This window comes from Pseudomonas sp. B2021 (assembly GCF_018135665.1).
GTDB classification, from domain to species: Bacteria; Pseudomonadota; Gammaproteobacteria; order Pseudomonadales; family Pseudomonadaceae; genus Aquipseudomonas; species Aquipseudomonas lactis.
On record NZ_SMOF01000001.1, the window covers coordinates 4,148,473 to 4,171,738 of the forward strand.

Below are 23,266 nucleotides of genomic sequence, written 5' to 3' on the forward strand. Positions count from 1 at the left end.
GCGCTCACAGATCAATGTGGGAGCCGGGCTTGCCCGCGATGAGGCCAGCCCAATCAACGCAAATCAAACAGCCAACAGCCGCTCACGCAACTTGCCAATCTCATCGCGCGTCTGCGCCGCCGCTTCAAACTCCAGATCCCGCGCCAGCTGGTACATCTTCTCTTCCAACTGCCGAATCCGCTTGGTGATCTCACTCGGCGAGCGCAGTTCGTTCTCGTACTTGGCACTTTCCTCGGCAGCCTTGGCCATACCCTTGCGCTTCTTGCTGCGCGAGCCGGGCACGGTGGCGCCTTCCATGATGTCGGCCACGTCCTTGAACACGCCCTTGGGGGTGATGCCGTGCTCCAGGTTGAACGCGATCTGCTTGTCGCGACGACGCTGGGTCTCGCCAATTGCCCGTTCCATGGAGCCGGTGATGCGGTCGGCATAGAGAATTGCGCGGCCATTGAGGTTACGCGCCGCTCTGCCGATGGTCTGGATCAGCGAGCGCTCGGAGCGCAGGAAGCCCTCCTTGTCTGCGTCCAGGATCGCCACCAGCGACACTTCCGGCATGTCCAGGCCTTCGCGCAGCAGGTTGATCCCCACCAGCACATCGAAGGTGCCCAGGCGCAGGTCGCGGATGATTTCCACGCGTTCCACGGTGTCGATGTCCGAGTGCAGGTAACGCACGCGCACGCCGTGGTCGGCCAGGTAATCAGTCAAGTCTTCGGACATGCGCTTGGTCAGGGTGGTGACCAGCACCCGCTCTTCCAGGGCCACGCGCTTGTTGATCTCCGAGAGCAGGTCGTCGACCTGGGTCAGCGCCGGGCGAATTTCGATTTCCGGGTCCACCAGCCCTGTGGGTCGCACCAGTTGCTCGATAACGCGGCCCGCGTGCTCGGCTTCATAGTTGCCGGGCGTAGCAGAGACGAAGATGGTCTGCGGGCTGATGGCTTCCCACTCGTCAAAGCGCATGGGCCGGTTGTCCAGCGCCGACGGCAGGCGGAAACCGTACTCCACCAGGGTTTCCTTGCGCGAACGGTCGCCCTTATACATGGCGCCCACCTGCGGCACGCTGACGTGGGATTCGTCGATCACCAGCAAGGCGTCCGGCGGCAGGTAGTCATAGAGCGTCGGTGGCGGCGCCCCGGAGTCACGGCCCGACAGGTAGCGCGAGTAGTTTTCGATGCCGTTGCAGTAGCCCAGCTCCAGGATCATCTCCAGGTCGAAGCGGGTGCGCTGTTCCAGGCGCTGGGCTTCCACCAGCTTATTGTTGGAGCGCAGGTATTCCAGGCGCTCGGCCAGCTCGACCTTGATGCCCTCGATGGCGCCCATCAGGGTTTCGCGCGGGGTCACGTAGTGGCTTTTGGGGTAGAAGGTGAAGCGTGGCAGCTTGCGGATCACCTCACCGGTCAACGGGTCGAAGGCTGACAGGCTTTCGACCTCATCATCGAACAGTTCGATACGGATGGCTTCCAGGTCGGATTCCGCCGGGTAGATGTCGATAACATCGCCGCGCACCCGGAAGGTGGCGCGGGCAAAGTCCATGTCGTTACGGGTGTACTGCAGGCTCGCCAGGCGACGCAACAGTTCGCGCTGGTCGAGTTTGTCGCCACGGTCGACGTGCAACACCATCTTCAAATAGGTTTCCGGGCTGCCCAAGCCATAGATGCACGACACCGTGGTAACGATGATCGCATCCTTGCGCTCCAGCAGGGCCTTGGTGGCCGAGAGGCGCATCTGCTCGATGTGGTCGTTGATCGACGCATCCTTCTCGATAAAGGTATCGGAGGACGGCACATAGGCTTCGGGCTGATAGTAGTCGTAGTAGGAAACGAAATACTCCACCGCGTTGTTCGGGAAGAACGCCTTGAACTCGCCATAGAGCTGCGCCGCCAGGGTCTTGTTCGGCGCCAGCACCAGGGTTGGGCGGTTGGTCTGGGCGATCACATTGGCGATGCTGAAGGTCTTGCCGGAACCGGTCACCCCAAGCAGCGTCTGGTGCGCCAGGCCGGCTTCGATGCCTTCGACCATCTGACGAATGGCTTCCGGTTGGTCGCCGGCGGGTTCAAAACGGGTAACGAGCTGGAAATCCGACATAACGTACCTCGTGAAGTCACCCCAGACTCGACACCGCCAGGGACGAAATAGCTCAGCAACCCGCGAATAATCATCGCAGGTTGCAGGAAAAAACCATGATAGCTGTAGAAGTGGTGTCGAATGTGACGGGTTTCAAGGCCGTCGTCCTACACGACCTTTCTCGCCAATGTGGCAATAAGACTAACGGTCAGCAAATAAACCGAAAAACATGGCCGAAAAGCCGTTTCCGTTGTCGCTCTCAGCCGTGATGGCCTCTATACTAGCTCCCCGTTTGTGCACCGCTCTAGTGCATTCGGCTGGAGCGCGACACGTCCCTCCTACCCCCCATAGAGCTGCCGCAAAAATGAGCCTGTTCTCCGCTGTCGAAATGGCACCACGCGATCCAATCCTGGGCCTCAACGAAGCATTCAACGCCGATACACGAACCACCAAGGTGAACCTTGGCGTGGGCGTTTACTGCAACGAGGAGGGGAAGATTCCACTCTTGCGTGCCGTTGCCGAAGCGGAAGCCATTCGTGTGGCGCAACATGCCGCCCGTGGCTACTTGCCGATCGACGGCATCGTGGCGTACGACCAGGCCGTGCAAAAGCTGCTGTTTGGCGCTGAGTCGCCGCTGTTGAGCGAAGGTCGTGTGATTACCGCCCAGGCCGTGGGCGGCACGGGCGCGCTGAAAATCGGCGCCGACTTCCTCAAGCAACTGCTGCCCAACGCCGTCGTCGCCATCAGCGACCCGAGCTGGGAAAACCACCAGGCGCTGTTTGAAAAAGCCGGTTTCCCGGTACAAACCTACCGCTACTACCACGCCGCCACTCACGACGTGAACCGTGCCGGCCTGCTCGAGGACCTCAACGCCCTGCCGCCACAGTCCATCGTGGTGCTGCACGCCTGCTGCCATAACCCCACCGGCGTCGACCTCAGCCCGGCCGACTGGCAAGACGTGCTGGACGTGGTCAAGGCCAAGAACCTGGTGCCGTTCCTCGACATGGCCTACCAGGGCTTCGGCGACGGCATCCACGAAGACGCCGCCGCGGTGCGCCTGTTCGCGGAATCGGGCCTGACCTTCTTTGTGTCCAGCTCGTTCTCCAAGTCGTTCTCGCTGTATGGCGAACGCGTAGGCGCGCTGTCGATCGTCAGCGAGTCCAAGGAAGAAAGCGCGCGCATCCTGTCCCAGGTCAAGCGTGTGATCCGCACCAACTACTCCAACCCGCCGACCCACGGCGCAGCCATCGTTGCCGCCGTGTTGAACAACCCTGAGCTGCGCGCCCAGTGGGAAGCCGAGCTGGCCGAGATGCGCCTGCGCATTCGCGGTATGCGCGAGCAGATGGTGGCCGAACTGGCTAAGGCTGCGCCAGGCCATGACTTCAGCTTCGTCGGTCGCCAGCGTGGGATGTTCTCCTATTCCGGCCTGACTGTGGAACAAGTCACCCGCCTGCGCACCGAGTTCGGTATCTACGCACTCGATACCGGGCGTATCTGTGTGGCAGCGCTGAACCAATCGAACATTGGTGCAGTGACCAAGGCGATTGTCCAGGTGCTGTAAACGGGCAAACGTTATACGAAGGGGGAAGCCAATGGCTTCCCCCTTTTTATTGGCGAACACACTAGACTGAACACCGACTGCCCCCTTGCTGTGAGAGCTTTATGAGAAACGACGACCTGGACCTGCGCGCCGACCGCGACGAATTGCACGACTACGCCCCACGCGCACCGCAAGCCAAGCGCCAGAAGAGCCTGGTGCTGCAAGTGGCGTTGGGAGTATTCCTCGGTGGGCTGGCGTTATGGCTGGTACAACTAGGCGCGACGGCAATCATGGCCAAACTGGCCATGGGCACCCTGCAATTTGGCGGCTGATGTAGGACACCTGTGGGAGCTGGCTTGCCTGCGATAGCGGCGGCTCAGTTAAAGATTCATTGACTGACACACCGCTATCGCTGGCACGCCAGCTCCCACATTTGATCTAGGGTGCTGGCAGAGTGCGTTCTTCCAGCAGTTTTACGAAACTGTTCAAACTCTGCGACACCGTGCCCCGCCGCCAGATCAGCCAGGTATTCAAGATACGGAACGTGTCGGGCAGCGGCCACACACTCACCGCCGCACACCCTGGCATACTCTCCAGCATACTGCGCGGCATCAGCGCCAGCCCTGCCCCGGCGCTGACACAGGCCAACATGCCGTGGTACGACTCGATCTCGAAGATCCTGCCCGGCACCGCGCCATCCTGTGAGAACCAGCGTTCGAAGTGATGCCGGTACGAGCAGTTGGAGCGAAACGTATAGATGTTCTCGCCATTCACATCCTGGCCACGGGTGATTGGCGCGTGATGCAGTGGCGCAATCACCACCATCTCCTCCTCGAACACCGCCACACCCTCTAGCGTGGAATGCAGCACCGGCCCATCGACAAAGGCCGCCGTCAGCCGGCCCGACAGCACGCCTTCGATCATGGTGCCCGAGGGGCCCGTGCTCAGGTCCAGCTCGACCTTGGTGTATTGCTGGTTATACGCCGCCAGTAACGCCGGAATACGCACGGCCGCCGTGCTCTCCAGCGAGCCCAGGGCAAACGCGCCCTGGGGCTCCTCCCCCGCCACCGTGGCGCGGGCTTCTTGCACCAAATCAAGAATGCGCCGTGTATAGCCGAGGAAGTTCCACCCGGCCGGCGACAGGCGCAGGCGGCTTTTCTCGCGGATAAACAATTCCACGCCCAGGTCCTGCTCCAGTTGTTTGATGCGCGTGGTGAGGTTCGATGGCACGCGATGAATCAACTGCGCGGCGGCGCTGATGCTGCCTTGCTCGGCAACGGCCTTGAAGATTTCCAGTTGCACCAGATCCAAGTCATTCTCCAATCATGTACATGATCGTTCCCACGCTCTGCGTGGGAACGCTGCCTCGGACGCTCCGCGTCCAATCGTTGGCTCACAGCTCGTTGACGCGGAGCGTCAAAGGATGCATTCCCACGCAGAGCGTGGGGACGAGCTTAGGCCAAATATTCTCGTAATGAGAATATATTGCTTAATATTATTCAGTTTCCAGAAAACATACAGCCCCGTACGCTGGCCCCATTCCACTCATTCAGCCGGACGGTGCCATGAACAATGCTATCTCCCACCAGACCCACGCCCTGTCGATCAACCCCGCCAACGGCGAAACAGTCCGCAGCTACCCCTATGAAAGCGCAGAACAGCTGAACGCCGCCCTCGCCCGCTCGACCGATGCCTTCAGAACCTGGCGCCGCACGCCCGTGAGCCAGCGCGCCGAATACCTGCTGGCCCTGGCTGTCGCCCTGCGTGAGCAAGCTGAAGACATGGCGCAAATGATCACCCTGGAAATGGGCAAACCCATCGCCCAGGCCCGTGCCGAAATCGAAAAGTGCGCGCAACTGAGCGAGTGGTACGCCGCCCACGGCCCGGCCATGCTTGCTCCGGAACCCACTCTGGTGGACAACGGCAGCGCCCGAATCGAATACCGCCCACTGGGCCCTATCCTCGCGGTGATGCCGTGGAATTTCCCGGTGTGGCAAGTGCTGCGCGGCGCCGTGCCGACCCTGCTTGCCGGCAACACCTACGTACTCAAGCATGCGCCCAATGTGATGGGCAGCGCGTATCTGATCCAGCAGGCGCTGCGTAAAGCCGGTTTCGCTGAAGGCGTATTCGAAGTGATCAACGTGACCCAGGACGGTGTATCTACGGCCATCGCCGACCCGCGCATCGCCGCTGTGACCCTCACCGGCAGCGTGCGCGCTGGCATCGCCATCGGCTCACAAGCCGGGGCCGCGTTGAAGAAATGCGTGCTGGAACTGGGTGGCTCCGACCCGTTTATCGTACTCAACGACGCCGACCTCGACGCCGCTGTGCAAGCCGCCGTGATCGGCCGTTTCCAGAACAGCGGCCAGGTCTGCGCCGCCGCCAAGCGCTTGATCATCGAAGCGGGCGTGGTTGAAGCCTTCACCGCCAAGTTCCTTGAAGCCAGCCGCGCCCTGGTGATGGGCGAGCCCACCTCAACCGCCACCTATATCGGCCCCATGGCGCGCTTTGATCTGCGTGACGAACTGCACGGCCAGGTCCAGGCGACCCTGGAAGAAGGCGCCACGCTGCTGCTGGGTGGCCATAAAGTTGCGGGCGCGGGCAATTACTACGAACCGACCGTTCTGGCTGACGTCACCGATCAAATGACGTCGTTCAAACAGGAACTGTTCGGCCCCGTGGCCTCGATCATCACCGCTCGCGACGCCGAGCACGCCGTGGCGCTGGCCAATGACAGCGAGTTTGGCCTGACCGCGAGCATCTTCACCCGCGACGCGGCAAAGGCGCGGGCGATTGCCGATCAGTTGGAAACCGGCGGGGTCTTTGTCAACGCGTTCAGCGTGTCAGACCCGCGGGTGGCGTTTGGTGGTGTGAAGAAGAGCGGGTTCGGCCGCGAGCTGTCGCACTTCGGTGTACGCGAGTTCTGCAACGCACAAACGGTGTGGCTGGACCGCAAGTAAAGCTGCAACGGCTAGGCGTCGTCGGTGCGCGCATCGAACGCCGCCTGCGCCTGCAGCACCGCTTCCGAATGGCTGAGCGTCCAGGCGTAAAGCGCCTTGAACGGCTCTTCCAGCGTCCCCCCCAGCGGCGTAATGCTGTACTCCACCGCCACCTGTGAAGACGGGATGACCCGGCGCGCCAGGATGCCACTGCGTTCAAGACGGCGCAGGCTCTGGGTCAGGGCTTTTTGCGTGATGCCGTCCAGGCGACGCCTGATTTCATTGAAACGCAGCGGTTTTTCGCACAAAGAGCCCAGTATCAGCACCGACCACTTGTCGGTGATCTGATCAAGCAATAATCGGCTGGAGCAATCGGCTTTGAATACCTTGGGCACCGTACCGTCTTGAGTCAGCGCCGGGTCATGATCGAGCATGTGGTTTCCTCTGGGATACCTGATAGCTTTAAAGTGCCTAATTGATATTAGGTATACACAATATACTATCAAGACTCATTTCAAATGGAGTCTCTGGCAATGAGTGTTACGAATCTGGATGCTTTGTTTCAGCCATTTGCGCTGAAATCCCTGGCCCTGAAAAATCGCATCGTCATGGCACCCATGACCCGTTCGTTTTCCCCCACCGGTGTACCGGAAGAAAACGTCGCCGCCTATTATCGCCGACGTGCCGAACACGACGTCGGGCTGATTCTCTCAGAAGGCACCGCCATTGATCGCCCCGGCGCACGTAACGACCCCGGCGTCCCGCTGTTCCATGGCGACCAGGCATTGGCGGGCTGGAAACAGGTCATCGACGGCGTGCATGCGGCAGGCGGCAAAATGGGACCGCAAATCTGGCATGTCGGATCAGTGGGCAATCCCTTCAACGATTGGGCGCCCGAGACCGGTATCGAAGGCCCTTCCGGCCTCGCCGCACCCAGTACGCCACGCGGTGACGCGATGAGTGATGAAGCCATCGCCGACACGATTGCGGCTTACGCCAAGGCGGCTGCCGACTCCAAACGGTTAGGGTTTGATACCGTTGAGATACACGGTGCACACGGTTACTTACTCGATCAGTTCTTCTGGGAAGGCACCAATCAGCGTCCCGACCAGTTCAATGGTGCATCGATCAAGGAACGCTCGCGTTTCGCGGCAGAGGTGGTCAAGGCGATACGTGCAGCAGTAGGCCCGGCGTTCCCCGTGATATTGCGGGTGAGCCAGTGGAAGCAGCAGGATTACAGCGCGCGCCTGGTGACCACGCCGAACGCCATGTCGGACTGGCTGGTGCCGCTGGTGGAAGCGGGTGTCGATATCCTGCATTGCTCACAACGGCGTTTCTGGGAAGCCGAATTTCCCGAACTGGATGGCGAGCAGGGGCTGAACTTCGCCGGCTGGGCCAAGAAACTCACCGGCGCGGCGACCATCAGCGTGGGCTCGGTCGGCCTGTCCGGGGACTTTCTTGCCGCCTTCGGAGGCGAAAGCTCTCAACCCGCCAGCCTGGATAATCTAGTGCACAGGCTTGAACGCGAAGAATTTGACCTCATCGCCGTTGGCCGCGCATTACTGAGCGACCCACAGTGGGCCAGCAAAATTCGCACGGGAGAGACCTCCAGCCTGAAAGCCTTCAGCCCATCGGATCTTGCTGAGCTCATCTAGCCAATAGGCCCAAGTCAGCCCCGACTATGCCGTCGCACGCACTGCACCAACCCGTCCAGTGCCGGGGGATTCACCGGCGCGAGCACACAGACCGTGTGCTCGCGCTTGCCTTCCGCAACTGTCAGGGTGTAATGCACCCGGCCTGGGTTGCCAGGCTCGGGATCGGTGCTTTGCGGCAACTGGAAAAAACCCGACGCTTCAATCAGTTGCCGCAACTCCTGCTGATCAGGCTCGGGCAGCGCGTCCAACTCTACCGTGCGCGGCTTGGCCAACCCCGGAAAAAACGCCGGTCCGCCGCTTTCCTTGATTGAAATTCGCATGGTTTTTCCTCGCCGCTCAGGCGGCTTCGTCAAACGTTTATGCCCACCGCTTTCCAGCCTTCCTTGACTGCCTTCTGCTCAGCTTTGTTCACGCCATAAAGCTGGCCGGCAATATCGTGGGTAATGCGCGCAAAACGCAAGAACCCGGAATTGGGCCGCAACCGCGAATCGCGCAGTGCGTCATACCAGATACGCCCGGCACGCTCCCAGGCGAACCCGCCAATCCGGGTGGCCACCTGATAGAACGCGTGGTTGGGAATGCCGGAATTGATATGCACCCCACCATTGTCCTCGTAAGTTTGCACAAAATCATCCATGTGCCCAGGCTGCGGGTCTTTGCCCAGCAGCTTGTCATCAAACGCAGTGCCTGGCGCCTTCATCGAGCGCAGCGCCGTGCCCTTGATTTTTTTGGTAAACAGCCCCTTGCCGATCAACCAGTCGGCATCCTCGGCCGTTTGCTTTAACGCGTACTGCTTGATCAGCGAACCGAACACATCCGACAACGACTCGTTCAGCGCACCGGACTGGTTGAAGTACATCAGCTTGGCCTCATCCTCAGTCACGCCATGGGCCAACTCATGGCCAATGACGTCGAGTGCCACGGTAAAGCGGTTGAACAACTGCTGGTCGCCATCGCCGAACACCATCTGGGTCGAATTCCAGAACGCATTGTTGTAGTCCTGGCCGAAGTGCACCGTGGCGTCCAGCGCCATGCCCGCATCGTCGATGGAATTGCGATCAAAGACCTGGTCAAAAAAATCGAAGGTCGCGCCCAGGCCGTCATAGGCTTCGTCCACCGCGGCATCGCCACTGGCGGGCTGCCCTTCGCCGCGGATCAGCTTGCCGGGCAGGCTGTCGGTGTTTTCGGCACTGTAGATCGAGCGTTGCTTCTCGGCGCCCACGGCCAGTGCCATGCGGGCCGGCCCCTTGGCGGGTACCGCGACCATGCGCAACGAACGAAACGTGCTGTCCTTGGCACGCGTGCGTAATGCGACTTCCCGTTGGGCTTTGTCGCCGTGGCGTGCGATCTGGTCGAGCATGTACGGCGGGATCAGGCAAAAAATCGGGTTGCGCGGTTGGCGAACACACATGAGCTGGCTCCTTTTTGGCGTGTGGTGAACGTCCGGGTAACGGTTTTCAGGATAGCCCTGTGTTCGCCCCCTGGGCCAAATTGTCATGAGTTTGTGTTTCAGTGGTGTTTATCCGAGGCCCATAAGGAACATGCCCATGCCCGCCCGCACAGCCAACATCGACCTTTCCCACCGCCCAAGGCTCGCCGACCTGCGCCCATTGGTCGCGCTCAGCCCCACCCTGCTGGAAGCCAGAGCCGCGACGCCGCGTGTCACCTCCGCCAAGGACCTCAAAAACCGCACTGGCTATGCCGACGATTTCCTCAGCGACTTCGTGGTGCCATGGCCCACGGTTGACCAGCCACTGGCGGGCGACGTGCAACCCAAGCGTCTGGACTACACGCATTTCTCCATCACCCTGTCGCGCTCTCGACGACTGGCGCTCTACGTGGGGGTGAATATCGACGGCGCCAAGCATGTAGACATCACGCGCAGCAACGACACCTGGGCCTACGATGGCCGCCTGCCCCTGGATGCGCAGGTAGGTGAAGACCTCTATGCCGGCAATGGCCTGGACCGCGGCCACCTGGTACGGCGCCAGGACCCCAACTGGGGCGACGAGGCCAACACCGCCAACTTCGACACCTTTCACTTCACCAACTGCTCCCCTCAAATGAGCGGCTTCAACCAGAAGACCTGGCTGGAACTGGAAGACTACATCCTCGACAACACCCAGCGCTGGAAAGCCCGGGCCACGGTGTTCAGCGGCCCGGTGTTCAGCGACAACGATCGCGTTTATCGCGGGGTAAAAATCCCCCAGGCATTCTGGAAAGTGGTGGCCTACCTCAGCGACGACGGCAAACCGTCCGCCAGTGCCTACATGATCGACCAGCGACGCGAGCTGGATCAGTTGGACCTGGTGTTCGGTCAGCTCAGAACCTACCAGCGCAGCGTGATCGCGATCGAACAATTGACCGGCATCCGCTTCGCCAACCTGGCCGACTACGACGGCTTCAGCAACGAAGAGCGCGCCACAGGTACCCGGATCGAAGCGCTGATCCGCGGCCCCCAGGATATTCGGCTCTGACGATCCCTTTGTAGGAGCGAGCTTGCTCGCGAAGCACCCGAGAGCACCGCGGCGCACCAGGCTCCCCGCGTTAACGTTAGCGACCTTCGCGAGCAAGCTCGCTCCTACAGGGTGTGATCGCTTACCATACGGCCGCCGGTTCCCGTATGGGACTAACAGGGAATTCGAAACGCCGCACGCGGCGTGAACCGAAACTGCCCCCGCAACTGTAGATGCCGAGCCTGCCCTCGAATGCCACTGGACCACGTCCGGGAAGGCGGGGCATGGCGACGACGCATCAGTCAGGAGACCTGCCGGCCCAGCTAATTCACTAACCGGCGGGGTGTCCGGGAAGGACATCCTGGCCCTGCGCTTCAGCAGCCTCCATGGGCGTATTTCCGAGCCGTACCTCCCCTGCTGCACCTACGGTTCACAAGGAGATCGCCTCATGCTGCCACGCGTTACCGCCCTGATCGCAGGTTTGAGTGTGTGTGCCCTGGCGCAAGCCGCGCCCACTCAGTACCCGCTGACCCTGCAAAACTGCGGCAGCACCCTGACCTTCCAGCACGCCCCCGCCCGCAGCGTCACCATCGGCCAGGCCGCCACCGAGATGCTCTACGCCCTGGGCGTGGGCGACAAGGTGGTCGGCACTTCGCTGTGGTTCAACAACGTGGCGGCGCAGTACAAGGCCCAGGACGATCGCATCGAGCGCCTGGCCAACAACGAGCCCAGCTTCGAAGCCGTACTCGCCAAGCGCCCGCAACTGGTGGCCGCCGAGCTGGAATGGGTGGTGGGCCCCCAAGGCGTGGTCGGCACCCGTGAGCAGTTTCATGAACTGAAGATCCCCACCTACCTGTTGCCGTCCGACTGCGAAGGCAAGGACAACCTGGTGGGTGCCGACGGCACGCGATTGGAGCCCTTTCGCATCGAGACGATCTACCAGAGCCTCCAGCAACTGGCGCAGATTTTCGACGTGCAGGATCGCGGCCAACAACTGACCGACGAACTCAAGGCGCGCCTGGCCAAGTCCGTCGCCACGGCCCAGGGCAAGGGCTTGCAGCAAGCCAGTGCACTGGTGTGGTTCTCCAGCGCCGAAATGGCCAGCGACCCTTACGTAGCCGGCCACAAAGGCGTGCCGCAATTCATGCTGCAAACCCTTGGCCTGCGTAACGTGGTGCAGTCCGATGAGGAGTGGCCTGCCGTCGGCTGGGAAACCATCGCCAAGGCCAACCCCACCTTCCTGGTGATCGCACGCATGGACCGCCGCCGCTACCCGGCCGACGACCATGAAAAGAAACTCGCCTTCCTGCGCAGTGACCCGGTAACCCGCAACATGGACGCGGTGAAGAACAACCGCATCATCATCCTCGACGCCCTTGCCTTGCAGGCGAGCCTGCGCACCTTCGAGGGCCTTGAACAATTGGCCGCCGCCATCGACGGCTACCACCTGGGCAAATGATGCGCACCCTACTCGCCCTGGCGCTGCTGTTGCTCGCCCTGCTCGCTGGCGTCGCCATCGGTGAAACCGCCATCGAACCGCAGGTGGTGCTGCAGGTGCTCGCCAATAAACTCTGGGCCGCCGGCTACGTACTGGACCCCATCGACGAAGGTGTGGTGTGGAACTACCGCCTCACCCGCGCCCTGGTGGCCGCAGCCTGCGGCGCAGGGTTGGCAACGTGCGGCGTGATCCTGCAATCACTGCTGCGTAACCCGCTGGCCGACCCGTACCTGCTGGGCATCAGCGCCGGCGCGTCAACCGGCGCAGTGCTCGTCGCCTTGATCGGCGTGGGCGGTGGCTTGGTGTCGTTGTCGGCGGGCGCGTTTGTGGGGGCGATGGCGGCATTTGCGCTGGTGACGCTGCTGGCGCGGGCCAGCGGATCGTCCAGCGGTACCGGGCAGATCATCCTCGCGGGCATCGCCGGCTCGCAGTTGTTTAATGCCCTGACCGCGTTCCTGATCACCAAGTCGGCCAGCTCCGAACAAGCCCGCGGCATTATGTTCTGGCTGCTGGGAAACCTCAGCGGCGTGCGCTGGCCGTCGGTGTGGTTGGCGGTGCCGGTGGCGGTCGTGGGGCTCGCAGTGTGCCTGTGGCACCGGCGTGCACTGGATGCGTTCACCTTCGGCAGCGACTCGGCGGCCTCCCTCGGCATCCCGGTGCGCCGCGTGCAATTTGTGCTGGTGGCCTGCGCCGCGCTGGTGACGGCGGTGATGGTGTCCATCGTCGGCTCCATCGGGTTTGTCGGCTTGGTAATTCCCCATGCGGTGCGCCTGTTGCTTGGCACCGGGCATTCGCGCTTGCTGCCGGCCAGCGCCTTGGGCGGCGCGCTGTTTCTGATCGCCGCCGATGTGCTGTCACGCACCCTGATCAAGGGCCAAGTGATTCCCGTTGGGGTGGTCACGGCACTGGTGGGCGCGCCGGTGTTTGCGTTGATTTTGATTGGCCGGAGGAACGCCCGATGAGCGTGCTCAGTTGCAGCGGCCTGGGTTTCAAGGTGCGTGAGGCCCAGTTACTGGACGGTATCGACCTGGACGTGCAGGCGGGCGAAACCCTGGGCATCGTCGGGCCGAACGGTTCGGGCAAGTCCACCCTGCTCAAATTACTCGCCGGTTTGCGCCCGCCGGCCAGCGGTGAAGTGCGCCTGGGCGGCAAGCGGGTCGGTGGGTTGTCACGCCGCACCATCGCGCAACAGCTGGCGGTGGTGGAGCAACAGGCCGACACCGACGACGCCATCCGCGTGTTCGACGCCGTGGCGCTAGGCCGCACGCCCTGGCTGTCGGCGCTGAGCCCGTGGTCGCGTGAAGACGACGCCATCGTGCACCAGGCGCTGCACGACGTAGACGCCACCCACCTGAGCCAACGCGCCTGGCGCAGCCTCTCTGGCGGCGAACGCCAACGCGTGCACATCGCCCGCGCCCTGGCGCAGCGCCCGCAGATTTTGTTGCTGGACGAGCCGACCAATCACCTGGATATCCAGCATCAACTGGCGATCTTGAAAGGCGTGCAAGGCTTGCCGGTGACCACCTTGATTGCGCTGCATGATCTGAATCAGGCGCTGACCTGTGATCGCCTGGCCGTGCTGGATCGCGGGCGGCTGGTGGCGCTGGGTACGCCGCTTGAGGTGCTGACGCCGCAGCGTTTGCAGGAGACATTCGGAGTGCAGGGGCATTACCTGACGGACCCGTTCGACGGCGCGCAAATCCTGCGCCTGCGCTCCAACTGAATCCGTACGTTGGGGCAGCTTGCTCTGGTGACGGTCTGACTGCCAACTGTGATCCAAATGTGGGAGGGGGCTTGCCCCCGATGAGCATAGGTATCTACAGAACTTCGGTACGACGCTAAACCTGTGGCGAGGGAGCTTGCTCCCGCGACGGCCTGGCAGCCGACGCTGATCTAACTGACGCACCGCGATCCAACTGTGGGAGCTGGCTTGCCTGCGAAGACGGTTTGACAGTCAACACAGTTGGACCGTGTACATATCCATTCCTGCGGTAACGGCCACTGGGGGCAAGCCCCCTCCCACATTGGTTCTACAGAGGCAGGTGCATGTGGGTGGTTTGCCATATCGGGTCGGCCTCGACATCCACCACCTCAAACCCCTGCCTGCGCCAGAAATCAATCGCACCGGGCAGAAACGGATGGGTATGCAAGTACATCATCTCTACGCCATCGGCCCGCGCCAGCGCTTGCAGCGAGCGGTATAACCGGCCCGCCAGGCCCAAGCGTCGTGCTGCCGGGAGCACATACAGGCGCACCACTTCCACCGTGTTGCGGCCCTGGTAGTTCAACTGGGGGAAACGGCCGTCGTAGGGCCGATAAGCCACGGAGGCAACGATCCGGCCTTCAGCACGAGCAATCAAAAATCGCCCGCTGCCCTCAAGGTAGAGGGCTTCAAACTGCGCCAGATCCTGGGGTACTCCGGTGGCACTGAGCGTGGGAAACAGTTCATCACGCGCCTGCAAAGCGAAGCTCAGCACCTGGGAAATGTCAGCGGCCTGCACCGCCTCGATACTAACGCTCATTGCCAAGGATCCGGCCCGTTATCCACTGGCGAGCGTAAGCCAACACGCGATCAGCCATCGCCACCGGAAAGTGAATAAACCCATGGGCCGCTTCCGGCAAGAGATGGGCCTCCACCGCCGCCCATCGCTCGGCAATCAGCAGAGTGTCATCCTTGAGCGGGTCCAGTTCACCCACAAACATCAACGCGGGCGGCAGCCCTTCAAAGTCCCCATACAAGGGCGACAACGGTGGCTGACGGCGCGTCTCGTCGCTGATCCCCGGCGTCAGCAGGCGCAGCGCCTGGACCATGCCCGGCCCGTCCAACAACAGCGTGTCCCGCCCGGCCGTGCGCACGCTGGGGGTGCCGGTCAAATCGTAGACGCCGTAATACAACACCGCGCCGCTGACCCGCTGGAGTAACTCGGGCCATTGCTTGAGCGCCAACAAAGTGGCCGCCGCCAGGTGCCCGCCGGCCGACTCACCGACAAAAAACACCGGCAGGCCGGCAAACTCCGGGCAGTCCGCCAACAGCCAGCGCGCAGCCGTCAGGCAGTCATCCAGCAGCCCTTCAATTGGCGTATCCACCGCCAGCCGATAATCCACCGACACCACCGCCACATCGCACGCGTTGACCATGCCAAGGTTAAGGTCGTCATCCATTTGCGCATTGCCGATCACCCAGCCACCGCCGTGGATATCCAGCACCACGCCTTTGGGCTTGCCACTGGGGCGCAAGATGCGCACGGGCACCGTGCCCAGCCTTTTCAGCTCAACCACGGGCGCCTTCTTGAACGTCTGGCTAGCGCGTAGCAGTGCCTGGATCAGACGCGGTGTCACGCGGTTGCGGACTTTAAAGCGCGGCATCCACGCCAGTTTCTGATTGAAGCGGCGCATCTGGGCCAGTTCGGGCTCGCTGGCGGGCCAATGCTGGTAGGCCATCAGCGATTATTACGCAGGATCGAGAAGTTCAACGCCGCGGCCACGCACAGCCACGCCAGATACGGGAACAGGATCAGGCCGGTGATCAAATCCAGGCGCACGGCCAGCACTACCATGGCGGCTACGGTGAGCCACAAGAGCACGATAATCACCATCCCCGCGAACAAGCGATGGGCACCAAAGAACACCGGCGTCCACAGCGTGTTCAACGCGATCTGCGCCGCCCACAGGGCCAACACCATTTCGCTGCCGGGGATCAAGGTCAAGCGGTAACCGGCCCAGGCCAACAGCAGGTAAATGATCGTCCATGCCACCGGGAACAGCCAATTAGGCGGGGTAAAGCTGGGCTTGACCAGGGATTCGTACCAGGCGCCGGGTTTGAAGATCACGCCAGTGCTGGCGGCGGCGGCGCAGGCGAGCAGGAAGATGAAAAAGGTCATGGTCGGTCCTTGAGGTCCTGTGGATGGAAAAACAATGCACTGCTTTGAGTGACTCAAGCAACCTCGGATAAATTCAATGGGAGCAGCAAAATACCCGCTCTTCTGCGCGTCATGAAAATTGGTTATGGTCGGCAACATCCAGCATCGCTGCCCGAGACGTCCCCTTGCCCCAGCTTGCCGATCACCGCAGCAGCCCCTGGTCAGTGTTCCTGATCTTCCTGCGCCTGGGCCTCACTTCCTTCGGCGGGCCGATTGCGCACCTCGGCTATTTTCGCCAAGAGTTCGTCACCCGCCGCCGCTGGCTCAGCGAGCGCAGCTATGCCGAACTGGTCGCGCTGTGCCAGTTCCTCCCAGGCCCGGCCAGCAGCCAGGTCGGTATCGCGTTGGGCCTGTCCCAAGCAGGTTACCGGGGCGCGGCGGCAGCCTGGGCCGGGTTCACCTTGCCATCGGCCATCGTCCTGATCCTGTTTGCCCTGGGGCTGGCCCACTACGGCGGCGCCCTCCCCCATGGCGCGCTGCACGGCCTCAAGGTCGTCGCCGTAGCCGTGGTGGCCCAGGCTGTGTGGGGCATGGCACGCAACCTGTGCCGAGGCGTTTTACGGGTGGCGTTGATGTTGATCGCCGCCTGCGTGGTGTTGCTGCAACCCTCCGCTTGGGCTCAAGTCGGGGTCATGGTGGTCGCAGGCGTGGCCGGCCTGTTGCTGTTCAAGCCCGAGAGCAGTGCCGAGCCCGACGCCCTGCCCATTGCCATCAGCCGCCGCGCCGGGGCCCTATGGTTGATGCTGTTTTTGCTGTTGCTGGTGGCCTTGCCGCTCCTCGCCGCATGGGCGCTTAACCCCACACTGGCGCTGGTAGACGCCTTCTACCGCACCGGCGCGCTGGTATTCGGCGGCGGCCACGTGGTATTGCCGCTACTGCAAGCCGAAGTGGTGCCCAGCCAATGGGTCAGCAACGATGTTTTCCTCGCCGGCTACGGCGCCACCCAGGCCGTGCCCGGCCCGCTGTTCACCTTCGCCGCCTTCCTCGGCGCCTCCATGACCCACGCCCCGAGCGGTTGGCTTGGCGGGGTGATCGCGCTGCTGGCGATCTTCGCCCCGTCGTTTCTGCTGATCTTCGGTGCCTTGCCCTTCTGGGCCAACCTGCGCAAAAGCCCGCGCACCCAAGCCGCGCTCGCCGGGGTGAACGCGGCGGTGGTTGGCCTGTTGTTGGCGGCGCTGTACCAGCCGGTGTGGACCAGTGCGATTTTCAACGGCTACGACCTCGCCCTGGCGTTGCTGGCACTGGCCGTGTTGATGGTGTGGAAACTGCCGCCATGGCTGGTAGTGATAAGTTGCGGCCTACTCGGCACGTTACTGTAGGAGCGAGCTTGCTCGCGAAAAACTCACAGGCGCCGCGTTCAATCTGAAGGCACGCGTTATCGTTAACGATTTTCGCGAGCAAGCTCGCTCCTACAGCATTGGGGCTCAGCCCGGCTCGACAATCTTGAGCCACGGCCAACGCGCCTGATAACTCCTGGCCTTGTGCAAAAACAGCTCAGGCTCCGGATGCAAAGGGTTGATGCGCAAGACACCCTGCTCCACATCCTCCAGGCCATAAGGCGCATACACCTCGCCCGAGGCAATATCCAGCGCAATGCACGTGCCCGCCACCAGGTAACGGTCAACCCCCTGCCGAGCCGAATGCAACTGCGGATAAGGCCGGCCAAACCGCTGCCCATACCAAAGGTGCACCCGCGCCTGATTCTTGACCTCTACATTCACGCCCAGGTCCTCAAATAGCGCCTGTGCTCGGCGAATCACCGCGTCCTCCGCCTCGTACGAAACATCCTCATCAAAGTAAAAAACGTCGTAATCCTTCACGCCCTGATCGGCCGGCAGATTCGCCTGATGATTCCACACCGCCTGGAACAGGCAGCCCGCCGTGAGCAGGCACTGCTGCACACCCAGATCCGGCAGGCGCGCCGTGATTTGGGCATTGATCGGGTTGGCCATGGCCAATTCGAGCAAGGTGTCGACAGTCAATGTCATGTTCAGTCCTCCATAGCCTGCCGCAACCATAACACCCGAATATGGCACTCCTGTAGGAGCGAGCTCGTTCGCGAAAATCCTAAACGATCACGCAACGCCTGAAGGCAAAACCCAATCCCCCCCGCCACACCTTGCTCCATTGCCTACGCCTGCATCTGCCGCCGTGCGCCAATCCTGCTTATCCCTACCTTTAGTCGGATATCTCTGAGGGTTCTGACGCAACGGCTAGCCTTCAGCTTAGCGTCAGGGATTACGCTGAACATTCGGTCCATGAAGGGCCAGTCCGCCTCATCGTCCCGACGCGTTATCTGCTGAGGAGACGATAATGAAAATAACCCTGAAACAGTTGGCGTGCCTGGGTGCAAGCTTCACCAGCGCGCTCGCCATGGCCGATACGGCCACCCCGCCGGTACTGTCACCTGCGATCCCCTTCGACGTCACCGCCAACCCTCCCATCACCCTGGACAGCCTGCAACACGATTTCGACGTGCTGTCGTGGCAGACCTTCGTCGCCCTGAACTGGCCCGCCAACGCCGACGGCAGCGCCAACACCTCGGCGCAGATCGGCGCGCCGGGGCAGACGGTTTGGGAGTCGTGGAAAGAGAGCTACGCGATTTTCCTGCCCCAAGGCCAGAAGCCGGTCGCCTGGGACCAGCACACGCCGCCACCCGCCGCCTGCCAAGGCAAGGGGAACCTGCCCGTGCTGCAACAGATGGGCAAGGTCGCCGGTGTGCTCGACGAATTCATCCAGCCGTTCAAGACCGGCCCGCTGGTGGACCAGAACGGCACCTACACGCGCAACGCGATCATGGTCAACCAGCCGATGTTCAACGACATCGTCAACAATGGCCTCTACAGCAAGGAAGGCCAGCAGGCTTTCTTCACCAAGGCCGACAGCCGCATCGCCTTCTCCTGCGGCGTGAAGGAGGATAAGCAGGTCGGCGCGATCATGGTCAAGTCGGCCTGGAAGGTACTCGGCAGCAACGACAACCCGCAGGAATTCCACGCCGTCGACGCGTTGGTTTACACCCCCGGCAACACCGACCCGAACACGGGCGCGGTGATCCCCGAGTCGTGCAGCGCGCAGCAGGTCGGGCTGGTCGGCCTGCACATCGTGCACAAGACCAAAGAGGCGCCGCAGTGGGTATGGTCCAGCTTCGAGCACGTGCGCAACGTGCCGGAAGAGACCACACCGATGAACGAGCGCAAGGGCCCCTACCTGTTCTACAACGCCCAGGCCAGCAACCTCCCCGTGAACGAGCCACCCGCGCAACCGTGGGACCCGTCGAAGAAGGCCACGCCCTCGCAGATCGTACGGGAAATCCCGCTCACTGCCGCGACCCACCAGCTCAACGCGCAGTGGCAAGGCGCGCTCAAGGGCACGGTGTGGGCCAACTACCAACTGATCAGCACCCAATGGCCAACCGCCCCCGCCGATGACTGCAAGGTGCCGTCGCCAACCAACCCGCTGGGCACGCCTGCCCCGACCTTCCTGGCCAACGCCACGCTGGAAACCTACAACCAGGGCACCACGCCACAGGCCTCGTCCAGTTGCATGGAGTGCCACAACAACGCGACCACCCGGGTGACCCAGTCCCCGCGCACCAGTTTCGCCGATTTCACCTTCCTGCTTGAACGTGCCCAATCCACCGGTGCCAAGGAGTGATGCCATGAGCGACCCAAACCTGCAAAACTTCATCGACCTGTCCGCCGTGCTCACTGGCCTGTCAGCCAAACTGCTGGCGCCTTTGCTCGACCCGGTCAACCTGCCGCCGCTGTTCTTGGCCACTGCCGAGCAAGGCATGGGCACCGCTGCGTTCAGCAACCTGCTGACGCTATTCGCCCGCATCAAAAACCAACCGCCTGAGCAAATCGCCAGCGCCGTGCTCGGCAACTCTGACCCGCAGATCGCCCAGGGCGCGCGCTCGATCATGAAGCTGTGGCTGCTTGGTAGCTGGTACCAGCCTTATGACCAGGGCACCGCCCACAAGGGTGACATCCGCGTGGTCTCCGACCAGGCCTACAAGGAAAGCTGGGCGTGGAAGATCGCCCAGTCCCACCCTATGGGCTACAGCCAATACCACTTCGGCTACTGGGCCGAGCAGCCACCGACCCTCAAGCAATTCACCGGTGTCGACGCCAAGGAAGGGCAGCAACCATGAGCACTCTACACACCCAGAACATCGAAACCGCCGATGTAATCGTCGTGGGCGCCGGCATGGCCGGCAGCGTCATGGCCTATCAGTTGGGCCTGGCTGGCTTGAAAGTGCTGGTGCTCGAGTCGGGCCCGGCCATACCGCCCAACCGCAGCGAGTACCTGGAGCGTTTCTACACGGCCGTGCTCAAGGCGCCCGAGTCGCCCTACCCACCGGAGCAGACCGAGCAGACCCCGGCCAAACAGTTCGCCCCGCGAGCGACTATCCAAGACTTGATCACCGCCGGCAGCGACGATCCGAACAAGCTGCAGAAGAGCTACCTGGTACAAAAGGGCAAGCAACTGTTCGCCAGCACCTACGAGCGGGTAGGCGGCGGTACCATGTGGCACTGGATGGGCACGGCCCTGCGCCTGTTGCCCAACGACTTTCGCATGCAGAGCGTGTACAAGGTCGGGGTCGACTGGCCGATCAGCTACGACGACCTGCAAACCGCCTACTGCCGCGCCGAGGAAGAGATGGGCGTTTCCGCCGATGTGGCGTCGCAGAGCTACCTGGGCGTGACCTTCCCGCAGGGCTATCAATACAGCATGCACGGCATCCCGCCGTCGTTGGTCGACCAGGGCGTGGGCAAAGCCGTCGATGGCACGCAGTACCAGGGCGTCACCCTAAAAGTGCGGCAAACTCCAGCCGGGCGTAACTCGCAGAACGACAACGGTCGCCGGGTGTGCGCCGGCAACACCAGCTGCACGCCGATCTGCCCGATCCAGGCCAAGTACGACGCCACCGTGACCATGGCCAAGGCGCTGGATACCGGCAACGTGCGCATCCTCTACCAATGCGTGGCGAGCCAGGTGCAGGTCGATGACAATAATGGGGTCACGGGTATCGATTTCATCCAGTACCAGAACAACGGCACCCGCCAGAACGGCAAGGCCCAGGGCAAGCGCTACGTGATCGCCGCCCATGCGATCGAAACGCCGAAGCTTCTGCTCAACTCGGCCAGCCCGGACAGACCCAACGGCGTGGCCAACAGCAGCGGCCAGGTCGGCAAGTCGTTGGCCGACCACCCGGTGTACCTGGCCTGGGGCCTGATGCCCGAAGGCAAGCCGCTGTTCCCGTTCCGTGGGCCGTTGTCCACCTCGGGGATCGAAGACATGCGCGATGGCCCGTTCCGCAGCCAGCGTGCCGCCTGGCGTATCGAGATCGGCAACGAGGGCTGGAATTGGTCGGCGAATGATCCGTACGCCACGGTCTGCGATTTCATCGACGGCACCAACGAAGGCGGCGCCAACCCTGATAAAAAGACGTTGTCCGGCGTGGAGCTGGTGCGCCAGCTCAACAGCGTGCTGACCCGCCAGTTCCGTCTGGCCTTCTTGATCGAGCAGGTCGAGAAAGACCCCGACAAAGCGCTGTGCCGGGTAGAGAGAGCCAAGGGGTTCACCGACGGCTTGGGCCTGACCAGGCCGCAGATCGCCTACGAACTGTCCGACTACACCAAGGAGGGCTTCAAGCAGGCACGCCTGGCCGCCACGCATATCATCACCAAGCTGATGGGCGCCACCGAACTGACCAACCTGAACCCCAAGCTCGACCCAAAGCTCGGCGCACAAACGGTGTTCGAATACGACCACCAGAACTACGCGTTCTACGGCGCTGGCCACCTGATGGGCACCTACCGCATGGGCTCGGACCGCAGATATTCGGTGGTGGACAAGGACCAGCGCAGTTGGGACCACCCCAACCTGTTCCTGGTCGGCGACGGCGTGTTCCCCTCCACCGGCACCGCCAACCCGACCTTGACCATCACCGCGCTGACCTTCCAGGCCGCCGACGTGGTCGCCAGCGATCTGCTCAAGCGTACCGTGCAGGTGCAGGCCAACCAGGCCTGGCAGGGCACCGGCGTGCAGGTCAACGGGCATAGCTGGCAAATGGCGGTGTGCACCGGTGGGCAGTGGACGGCCAACCCGGGCACCGGCATGGTCGGCGCGGCGGGCAACCCAGGCTTGACCGCCAAGCCCGGCTATACCTTGCCCGGTCAAGCGGAAGGCGCGTTGATCGGCCGTATCGGCACCAGCGGCGCGCCGTTCCTGGTGGGCAACCAGGCGCAATTGCCGCGTGGCCAGCAGGGGGAGTTGCAATTGTGCATCAATGACGACCTGACCGGGCGTTACGGGGCTGGCCTGAGCGATAACCAGGGCAGCCTGTCGGTGGAGGTGCGTTTCGGGGCGGTGTAGGCGCTGTCATAGCAACCCCACAGTGCTGCGGCGAGGCTGCAGTGTTGTGGGGTTGCTCTCTCAATCCCGTCACTTACAAGCTATCGGCCACGCCTAACGCAGTGAGCCATTGCCGCTGGTTGTGACAGGCTGAAACCGGCCAATAGCTGCCCGCCTCAGAAACCTCCAAGCCGCATGATATGAGTCGCCTGAGCCTCATCTGTTCGCATGAAGCCACAGCGCTCATAAAAGGCGCTTCCTTCAGCCGTATCCGTGAAAAGACGCACGACCTGAAACCTGAGAGCGGCACGTTCAACAAGCGCCTTTACCAGCGCCTGCCCGACGTGTTGCCCCCTTGACGAAGCTGCGACATACACCCGTCGCAGTCTGGCCACATTATTGTCAGCATAGGGATCAACTGAAAGACCGCCGATGCCTATCAGTTGCTGGTTCAAATAGGCCGCCATCAGACACTCGCCGGGTGCATCAAAGCGATTTGCTCCAGAGTGCCATTCGTTAATCAGACGGCTGAGGAACCTGAAACCTTCGCCAACGGCTTCCTTTTCCAGCGCCTGTATCTGGCGCGGAAGGTGTGTGATCGGTTGAACCTCATATCGTTTCATCCATCCCTGCCTCCAATATGAAACTCGTTCAATGCTAACAATTTCGTTTGAGGTGATGAACACTGCAAGGTCACTCCTGTAGGAGCGAGCTTGCTCGCGAAAAACCCAAACGATCACGCAGCGCCTGAAGGCAAAATCCGATTCCCCTGCCGCACCTTGCTACATTGCCTACGCCTGCGTCAGAATCCGCCGGCTTGTGCGCTGGGGTAGCCGTCTCTAA

General features: G+C 62.2%; 22 protein-coding genes and 1 riboswitch. Of the genes, 12 read left to right on the forward strand and 10 right to left on the reverse strand.

Features of this window, described 5'->3' with window-relative positions:
* Nucleotides 1-63 precede the first annotated feature (63 nt).
* A complete protein-coding gene (gene uvrB, locus E1K68_RS18505) occupies nucleotides 64-2,079 on the reverse strand; it encodes an excinuclease ABC subunit UvrB (RefSeq protein WP_003192575.1) in 2,016 nt (671 codons plus the stop codon).
* A gap of 343 nt (nucleotides 2,080-2,422) precedes the next feature.
* Here uvrB and E1K68_RS18510 point away from each other — a divergent pair, with 343 nt between their 5' ends.
* Together E1K68_RS18510 and E1K68_RS18515 are read left to right on the forward strand one after the other, a co-directional pair.
* Nucleotides 2,423-3,619 carry an amino acid aminotransferase gene (locus E1K68_RS18510; RefSeq protein WP_057711846.1) on the forward strand — a complete coding sequence of 399 codons (1,197 nt, stop codon included), beginning with the start codon at nucleotides 2,423-2,425 and terminating at the stop codon, nucleotides 3,617-3,619.
* 101 nt (nucleotides 3,620-3,720) lie between these two features.
* Complete coding sequence (locus E1K68_RS18515) at nucleotides 3,721-3,930, forward strand: hypothetical protein (protein WP_005789784.1); 210 nt, start codon at nucleotides 3,721-3,723, stop codon at nucleotides 3,928-3,930.
* Between the two features lie 106 nt (nucleotides 3,931-4,036).
* On the opposite strand, the gene E1K68_RS18520 is transcribed toward E1K68_RS18515, so the two are convergent.
* Entirely contained in the window at nucleotides 4,037-4,909 is an 873-nt protein-coding gene (locus E1K68_RS18520) for a LysR family transcriptional regulator (RefSeq protein WP_057711847.1), read from the reverse strand.
* 254 nt (nucleotides 4,910-5,163) lie between these two features.
* Between E1K68_RS18520 and E1K68_RS18525 the strand changes: the two genes are divergently transcribed.
* Nucleotides 5,164-6,558: an aldehyde dehydrogenase family protein gene (locus E1K68_RS18525; protein ID WP_169856056.1), complete on the forward strand. Its 1,395-nt coding sequence runs from the start codon at nucleotides 5,164-5,166 to the stop codon at nucleotides 6,556-6,558.
* An 11-nt stretch (nucleotides 6,559-6,569) separates the two neighbouring features.
* Here the strand turns inward: E1K68_RS18525 and E1K68_RS18530 are convergent, their stop codons facing one another.
* Nucleotides 6,570-6,971, reverse strand: coding sequence for a helix-turn-helix domain-containing protein (locus E1K68_RS18530; RefSeq protein ID WP_003192584.1), 402 nt, complete (start codon nucleotides 6,969-6,971; stop codon nucleotides 6,570-6,572).
* 99 nt (nucleotides 6,972-7,070) lie between these two features.
* Here E1K68_RS18530 and E1K68_RS18535 point away from each other — a divergent pair, with 99 nt between their 5' ends.
* The gene (locus E1K68_RS18535; RefSeq protein WP_003192585.1) at nucleotides 7,071-8,192 is read left to right on the forward strand and encodes an NADH:flavin oxidoreductase; all 1,122 of its coding nucleotides are present in this window, start codon (nucleotides 7,071-7,073) and stop codon (nucleotides 8,190-8,192) included.
* A gap of 14 nt (nucleotides 8,193-8,206) precedes the next feature.
* Here the strand turns inward: E1K68_RS18535 and E1K68_RS18540 are convergent, their stop codons facing one another.
* The gene (locus E1K68_RS18540; RefSeq protein WP_003192587.1) at nucleotides 8,207-8,512 is read right to left on the reverse strand and encodes a protealysin inhibitor emfourin; all 306 of its coding nucleotides are present in this window, start codon (nucleotides 8,510-8,512) and stop codon (nucleotides 8,207-8,209) included.
* A 29-nt stretch (nucleotides 8,513-8,541) separates the two neighbouring features.
* Nucleotides 8,542-9,603 (reverse strand): M4 family metallopeptidase, encoded by a 1,062-nt coding sequence (locus tag E1K68_RS18545; protein WP_003192590.1) that lies wholly within the window; start codon nucleotides 9,601-9,603, stop codon nucleotides 8,542-8,544.
* 136 nt (nucleotides 9,604-9,739) lie between these two features.
* Here E1K68_RS18545 and E1K68_RS18550 point away from each other — a divergent pair, with 136 nt between their 5' ends.
* From E1K68_RS18550 to E1K68_RS18565, 4 genes are all read left to right on the forward strand, one after another.
* Nucleotides 9,740-10,669, forward strand: coding sequence for a DNA/RNA non-specific endonuclease (locus tag E1K68_RS18550; protein WP_169912650.1), 930 nt, complete (start codon nucleotides 9,740-9,742; stop codon nucleotides 10,667-10,669).
* 119 nt (nucleotides 10,670-10,788) lie between these two features.
* Nucleotides 10,789-10,982, forward strand: a riboswitch (cobalamin riboswitch).
* A gap of 114 nt (nucleotides 10,983-11,096) precedes the next feature.
* Entirely contained in the window at nucleotides 11,097-12,107 is a 1,011-nt protein-coding gene (locus E1K68_RS18555) for an ABC transporter substrate-binding protein (RefSeq protein WP_034134156.1), read from the forward strand.
* Nucleotides 12,104-13,108, forward strand: coding sequence for an iron ABC transporter permease (locus E1K68_RS18560; RefSeq protein ID WP_003192595.1), 1,005 nt, complete (start codon nucleotides 12,104-12,106; stop codon nucleotides 13,106-13,108). The genes E1K68_RS18555 and E1K68_RS18560 overlap by 4 nt, the downstream gene beginning before the upstream one ends.
* Entirely contained in the window at nucleotides 13,105-13,869 is a 765-nt protein-coding gene (locus tag E1K68_RS18565; RefSeq protein ID WP_003192596.1) for an ABC transporter ATP-binding protein, read from the forward strand. The genes E1K68_RS18560 and E1K68_RS18565 overlap by 4 nt, the downstream gene beginning before the upstream one ends.
* A gap of 307 nt (nucleotides 13,870-14,176) precedes the next feature.
* On the opposite strand, the gene E1K68_RS18570 is transcribed toward E1K68_RS18565, so the two are convergent.
* The 3 genes from E1K68_RS18570 to E1K68_RS18580 are packed head-to-tail and all read right to left on the reverse strand — an operon-like array spanning nucleotide 14,177 to nucleotide 16,027.
* Entirely contained in the window at nucleotides 14,177-14,668 is a 492-nt protein-coding gene (locus E1K68_RS18570) for a GNAT family N-acetyltransferase (protein ID WP_212614523.1), read from the reverse strand.
* A complete protein-coding gene (locus E1K68_RS18575; RefSeq protein ID WP_212614524.1) occupies nucleotides 14,658-15,587 on the reverse strand; it encodes an alpha/beta hydrolase in 930 nt (309 codons plus the stop codon). The genes E1K68_RS18570 and E1K68_RS18575 overlap by 11 nt, the downstream gene beginning before the upstream one ends.
* Nucleotides 15,587-16,027: a TspO/MBR family protein gene (locus E1K68_RS18580; RefSeq protein WP_003192600.1), complete on the reverse strand. Its 441-nt coding sequence runs from the start codon at nucleotides 16,025-16,027 to the stop codon at nucleotides 15,587-15,589. The genes E1K68_RS18575 and E1K68_RS18580 overlap by 1 nt, the downstream gene beginning before the upstream one ends.
* Before the next feature lie 164 nt (nucleotides 16,028-16,191).
* On the opposite strand from E1K68_RS18580, the gene chrA reads away from it, so the two are divergent.
* A complete protein-coding gene (chrA, locus tag E1K68_RS18585; protein WP_212614525.1) occupies nucleotides 16,192-17,385 on the forward strand; it encodes a chromate efflux transporter in 1,194 nt (397 codons plus the stop codon).
* A 105-nt stretch (nucleotides 17,386-17,490) separates the two neighbouring features.
* Here chrA and E1K68_RS18590 read toward each other — a convergent pair whose 3' ends face one another.
* Nucleotides 17,491-18,054, reverse strand: coding sequence for a nucleotidyltransferase family protein (locus tag E1K68_RS18590; RefSeq protein ID WP_057711849.1), 564 nt, complete (start codon nucleotides 18,052-18,054; stop codon nucleotides 17,491-17,493).
* A gap of 325 nt (nucleotides 18,055-18,379) precedes the next feature.
* Between E1K68_RS18590 and E1K68_RS18595 the strand changes: the two genes are divergently transcribed.
* The 3 genes from E1K68_RS18595 to E1K68_RS18605 are packed head-to-tail and all read left to right on the forward strand — an operon-like array spanning nucleotide 18,380 to nucleotide 22,444.
* Nucleotides 18,380-19,720 (forward strand): cytochrome C, encoded by a 1,341-nt coding sequence (locus E1K68_RS18595; RefSeq protein ID WP_212614526.1) that lies wholly within the window; start codon nucleotides 18,380-18,382, stop codon nucleotides 19,718-19,720.
* 4 nt (nucleotides 19,721-19,724) lie between these two features.
* On the forward strand, nucleotides 19,725-20,216 hold the full coding sequence (locus E1K68_RS18600; protein ID WP_003192607.1) for a hypothetical protein: 492 nt from the start codon (nucleotides 19,725-19,727) through the stop codon (nucleotides 20,214-20,216).
* The gene (locus tag E1K68_RS18605; RefSeq protein ID WP_212614527.1) at nucleotides 20,213-22,444 is read left to right on the forward strand and encodes a GMC family oxidoreductase; all 2,232 of its coding nucleotides are present in this window, start codon (nucleotides 20,213-20,215) and stop codon (nucleotides 22,442-22,444) included. The genes E1K68_RS18600 and E1K68_RS18605 overlap by 4 nt, the downstream gene beginning before the upstream one ends.
* Nucleotides 22,445-22,599: 155 nt before the next feature.
* Here the strand turns inward: E1K68_RS18605 and E1K68_RS18610 are convergent, their stop codons facing one another.
* Nucleotides 22,600-23,046, reverse strand: coding sequence for a GNAT family N-acetyltransferase (locus E1K68_RS18610; RefSeq protein ID WP_212614911.1), 447 nt, complete (start codon nucleotides 23,044-23,046; stop codon nucleotides 22,600-22,602).
* Between the last annotated feature and the right edge of the window lie 220 nt (nucleotides 23,047-23,266).

Coding starts and splice junctions, on each gene's coding strand:
- uvrB (WP_003192575.1), bottom strand. CDS start 2,079: ATGTCGGATTTCCAGCTCGTTACCCGTTTTGAACCCGCCGGCGACCAA.
- E1K68_RS18510 (WP_057711846.1), top strand. CDS start 2,423: ATGAGCCTGTTCTCCGCTGTCGAAATGGCACCACGCGATCCAATCCTG.
- E1K68_RS18515 (WP_005789784.1), top strand. CDS start 3,721: ATGAGAAACGACGACCTGGACCTGCGCGCCGACCGCGACGAATTGCAC.
- E1K68_RS18525 (WP_169856056.1), top strand. CDS start 5,164: ATGAACAATGCTATCTCCCACCAGACCCACGCCCTGTCGATCAACCCC.
- E1K68_RS18530 (WP_003192584.1), bottom strand. CDS start 6,971: ATGCTCGATCATGACCCGGCGCTGACTCAAGACGGTACGGTGCCCAAG.
- E1K68_RS18535 (WP_003192585.1), top strand. CDS start 7,071: ATGAGTGTTACGAATCTGGATGCTTTGTTTCAGCCATTTGCGCTGAAA.
- E1K68_RS18540 (WP_003192587.1), bottom strand. CDS start 8,512: ATGCGAATTTCAATCAAGGAAAGCGGCGGACCGGCGTTTTTTCCGGGG.
- E1K68_RS18545 (WP_003192590.1), bottom strand. CDS start 9,603: ATGTGTGTTCGCCAACCGCGCAACCCGATTTTTTGCCTGATCCCGCCG.
- E1K68_RS18550 (WP_169912650.1), top strand. CDS start 9,740: ATGCCCGCCCGCACAGCCAACATCGACCTTTCCCACCGCCCAAGGCTC.
- E1K68_RS18555 (WP_034134156.1), top strand. CDS start 11,097: ATGCTGCCACGCGTTACCGCCCTGATCGCAGGTTTGAGTGTGTGTGCC.
- E1K68_RS18560 (WP_003192595.1), top strand. CDS start 12,104: ATGATGCGCACCCTACTCGCCCTGGCGCTGCTGTTGCTCGCCCTGCTC.
- E1K68_RS18565 (WP_003192596.1), top strand. CDS start 13,105: ATGAGCGTGCTCAGTTGCAGCGGCCTGGGTTTCAAGGTGCGTGAGGCC.
- E1K68_RS18570 (WP_212614523.1), bottom strand. CDS start 14,668: ATGAGCGTTAGTATCGAGGCGGTGCAGGCCGCTGACATTTCCCAGGTG.
- E1K68_RS18575 (WP_212614524.1), bottom strand. CDS start 15,587: ATGGCCTACCAGCATTGGCCCGCCAGCGAGCCCGAACTGGCCCAGATG.
- E1K68_RS18580 (WP_003192600.1), bottom strand. CDS start 16,027: ATGACCTTTTTCATCTTCCTGCTCGCCTGCGCCGCCGCCGCCAGCACT.
- E1K68_RS18590 (WP_057711849.1), bottom strand. CDS start 18,054: ATGACATTGACTGTCGACACCTTGCTCGAATTGGCCATGGCCAACCCG.
- E1K68_RS18595 (WP_212614526.1), top strand. CDS start 18,380: ATGAAAATAACCCTGAAACAGTTGGCGTGCCTGGGTGCAAGCTTCACC.
- E1K68_RS18600 (WP_003192607.1), top strand. CDS start 19,725: ATGAGCGACCCAAACCTGCAAAACTTCATCGACCTGTCCGCCGTGCTC.
- E1K68_RS18605 (WP_212614527.1), top strand. CDS start 20,213: ATGAGCACTCTACACACCCAGAACATCGAAACCGCCGATGTAATCGTC.
- E1K68_RS18610 (WP_212614911.1), bottom strand. CDS start 23,046: ATGAAACGATATGAGGTTCAACCGATCACACACCTTCCGCGCCAGATA.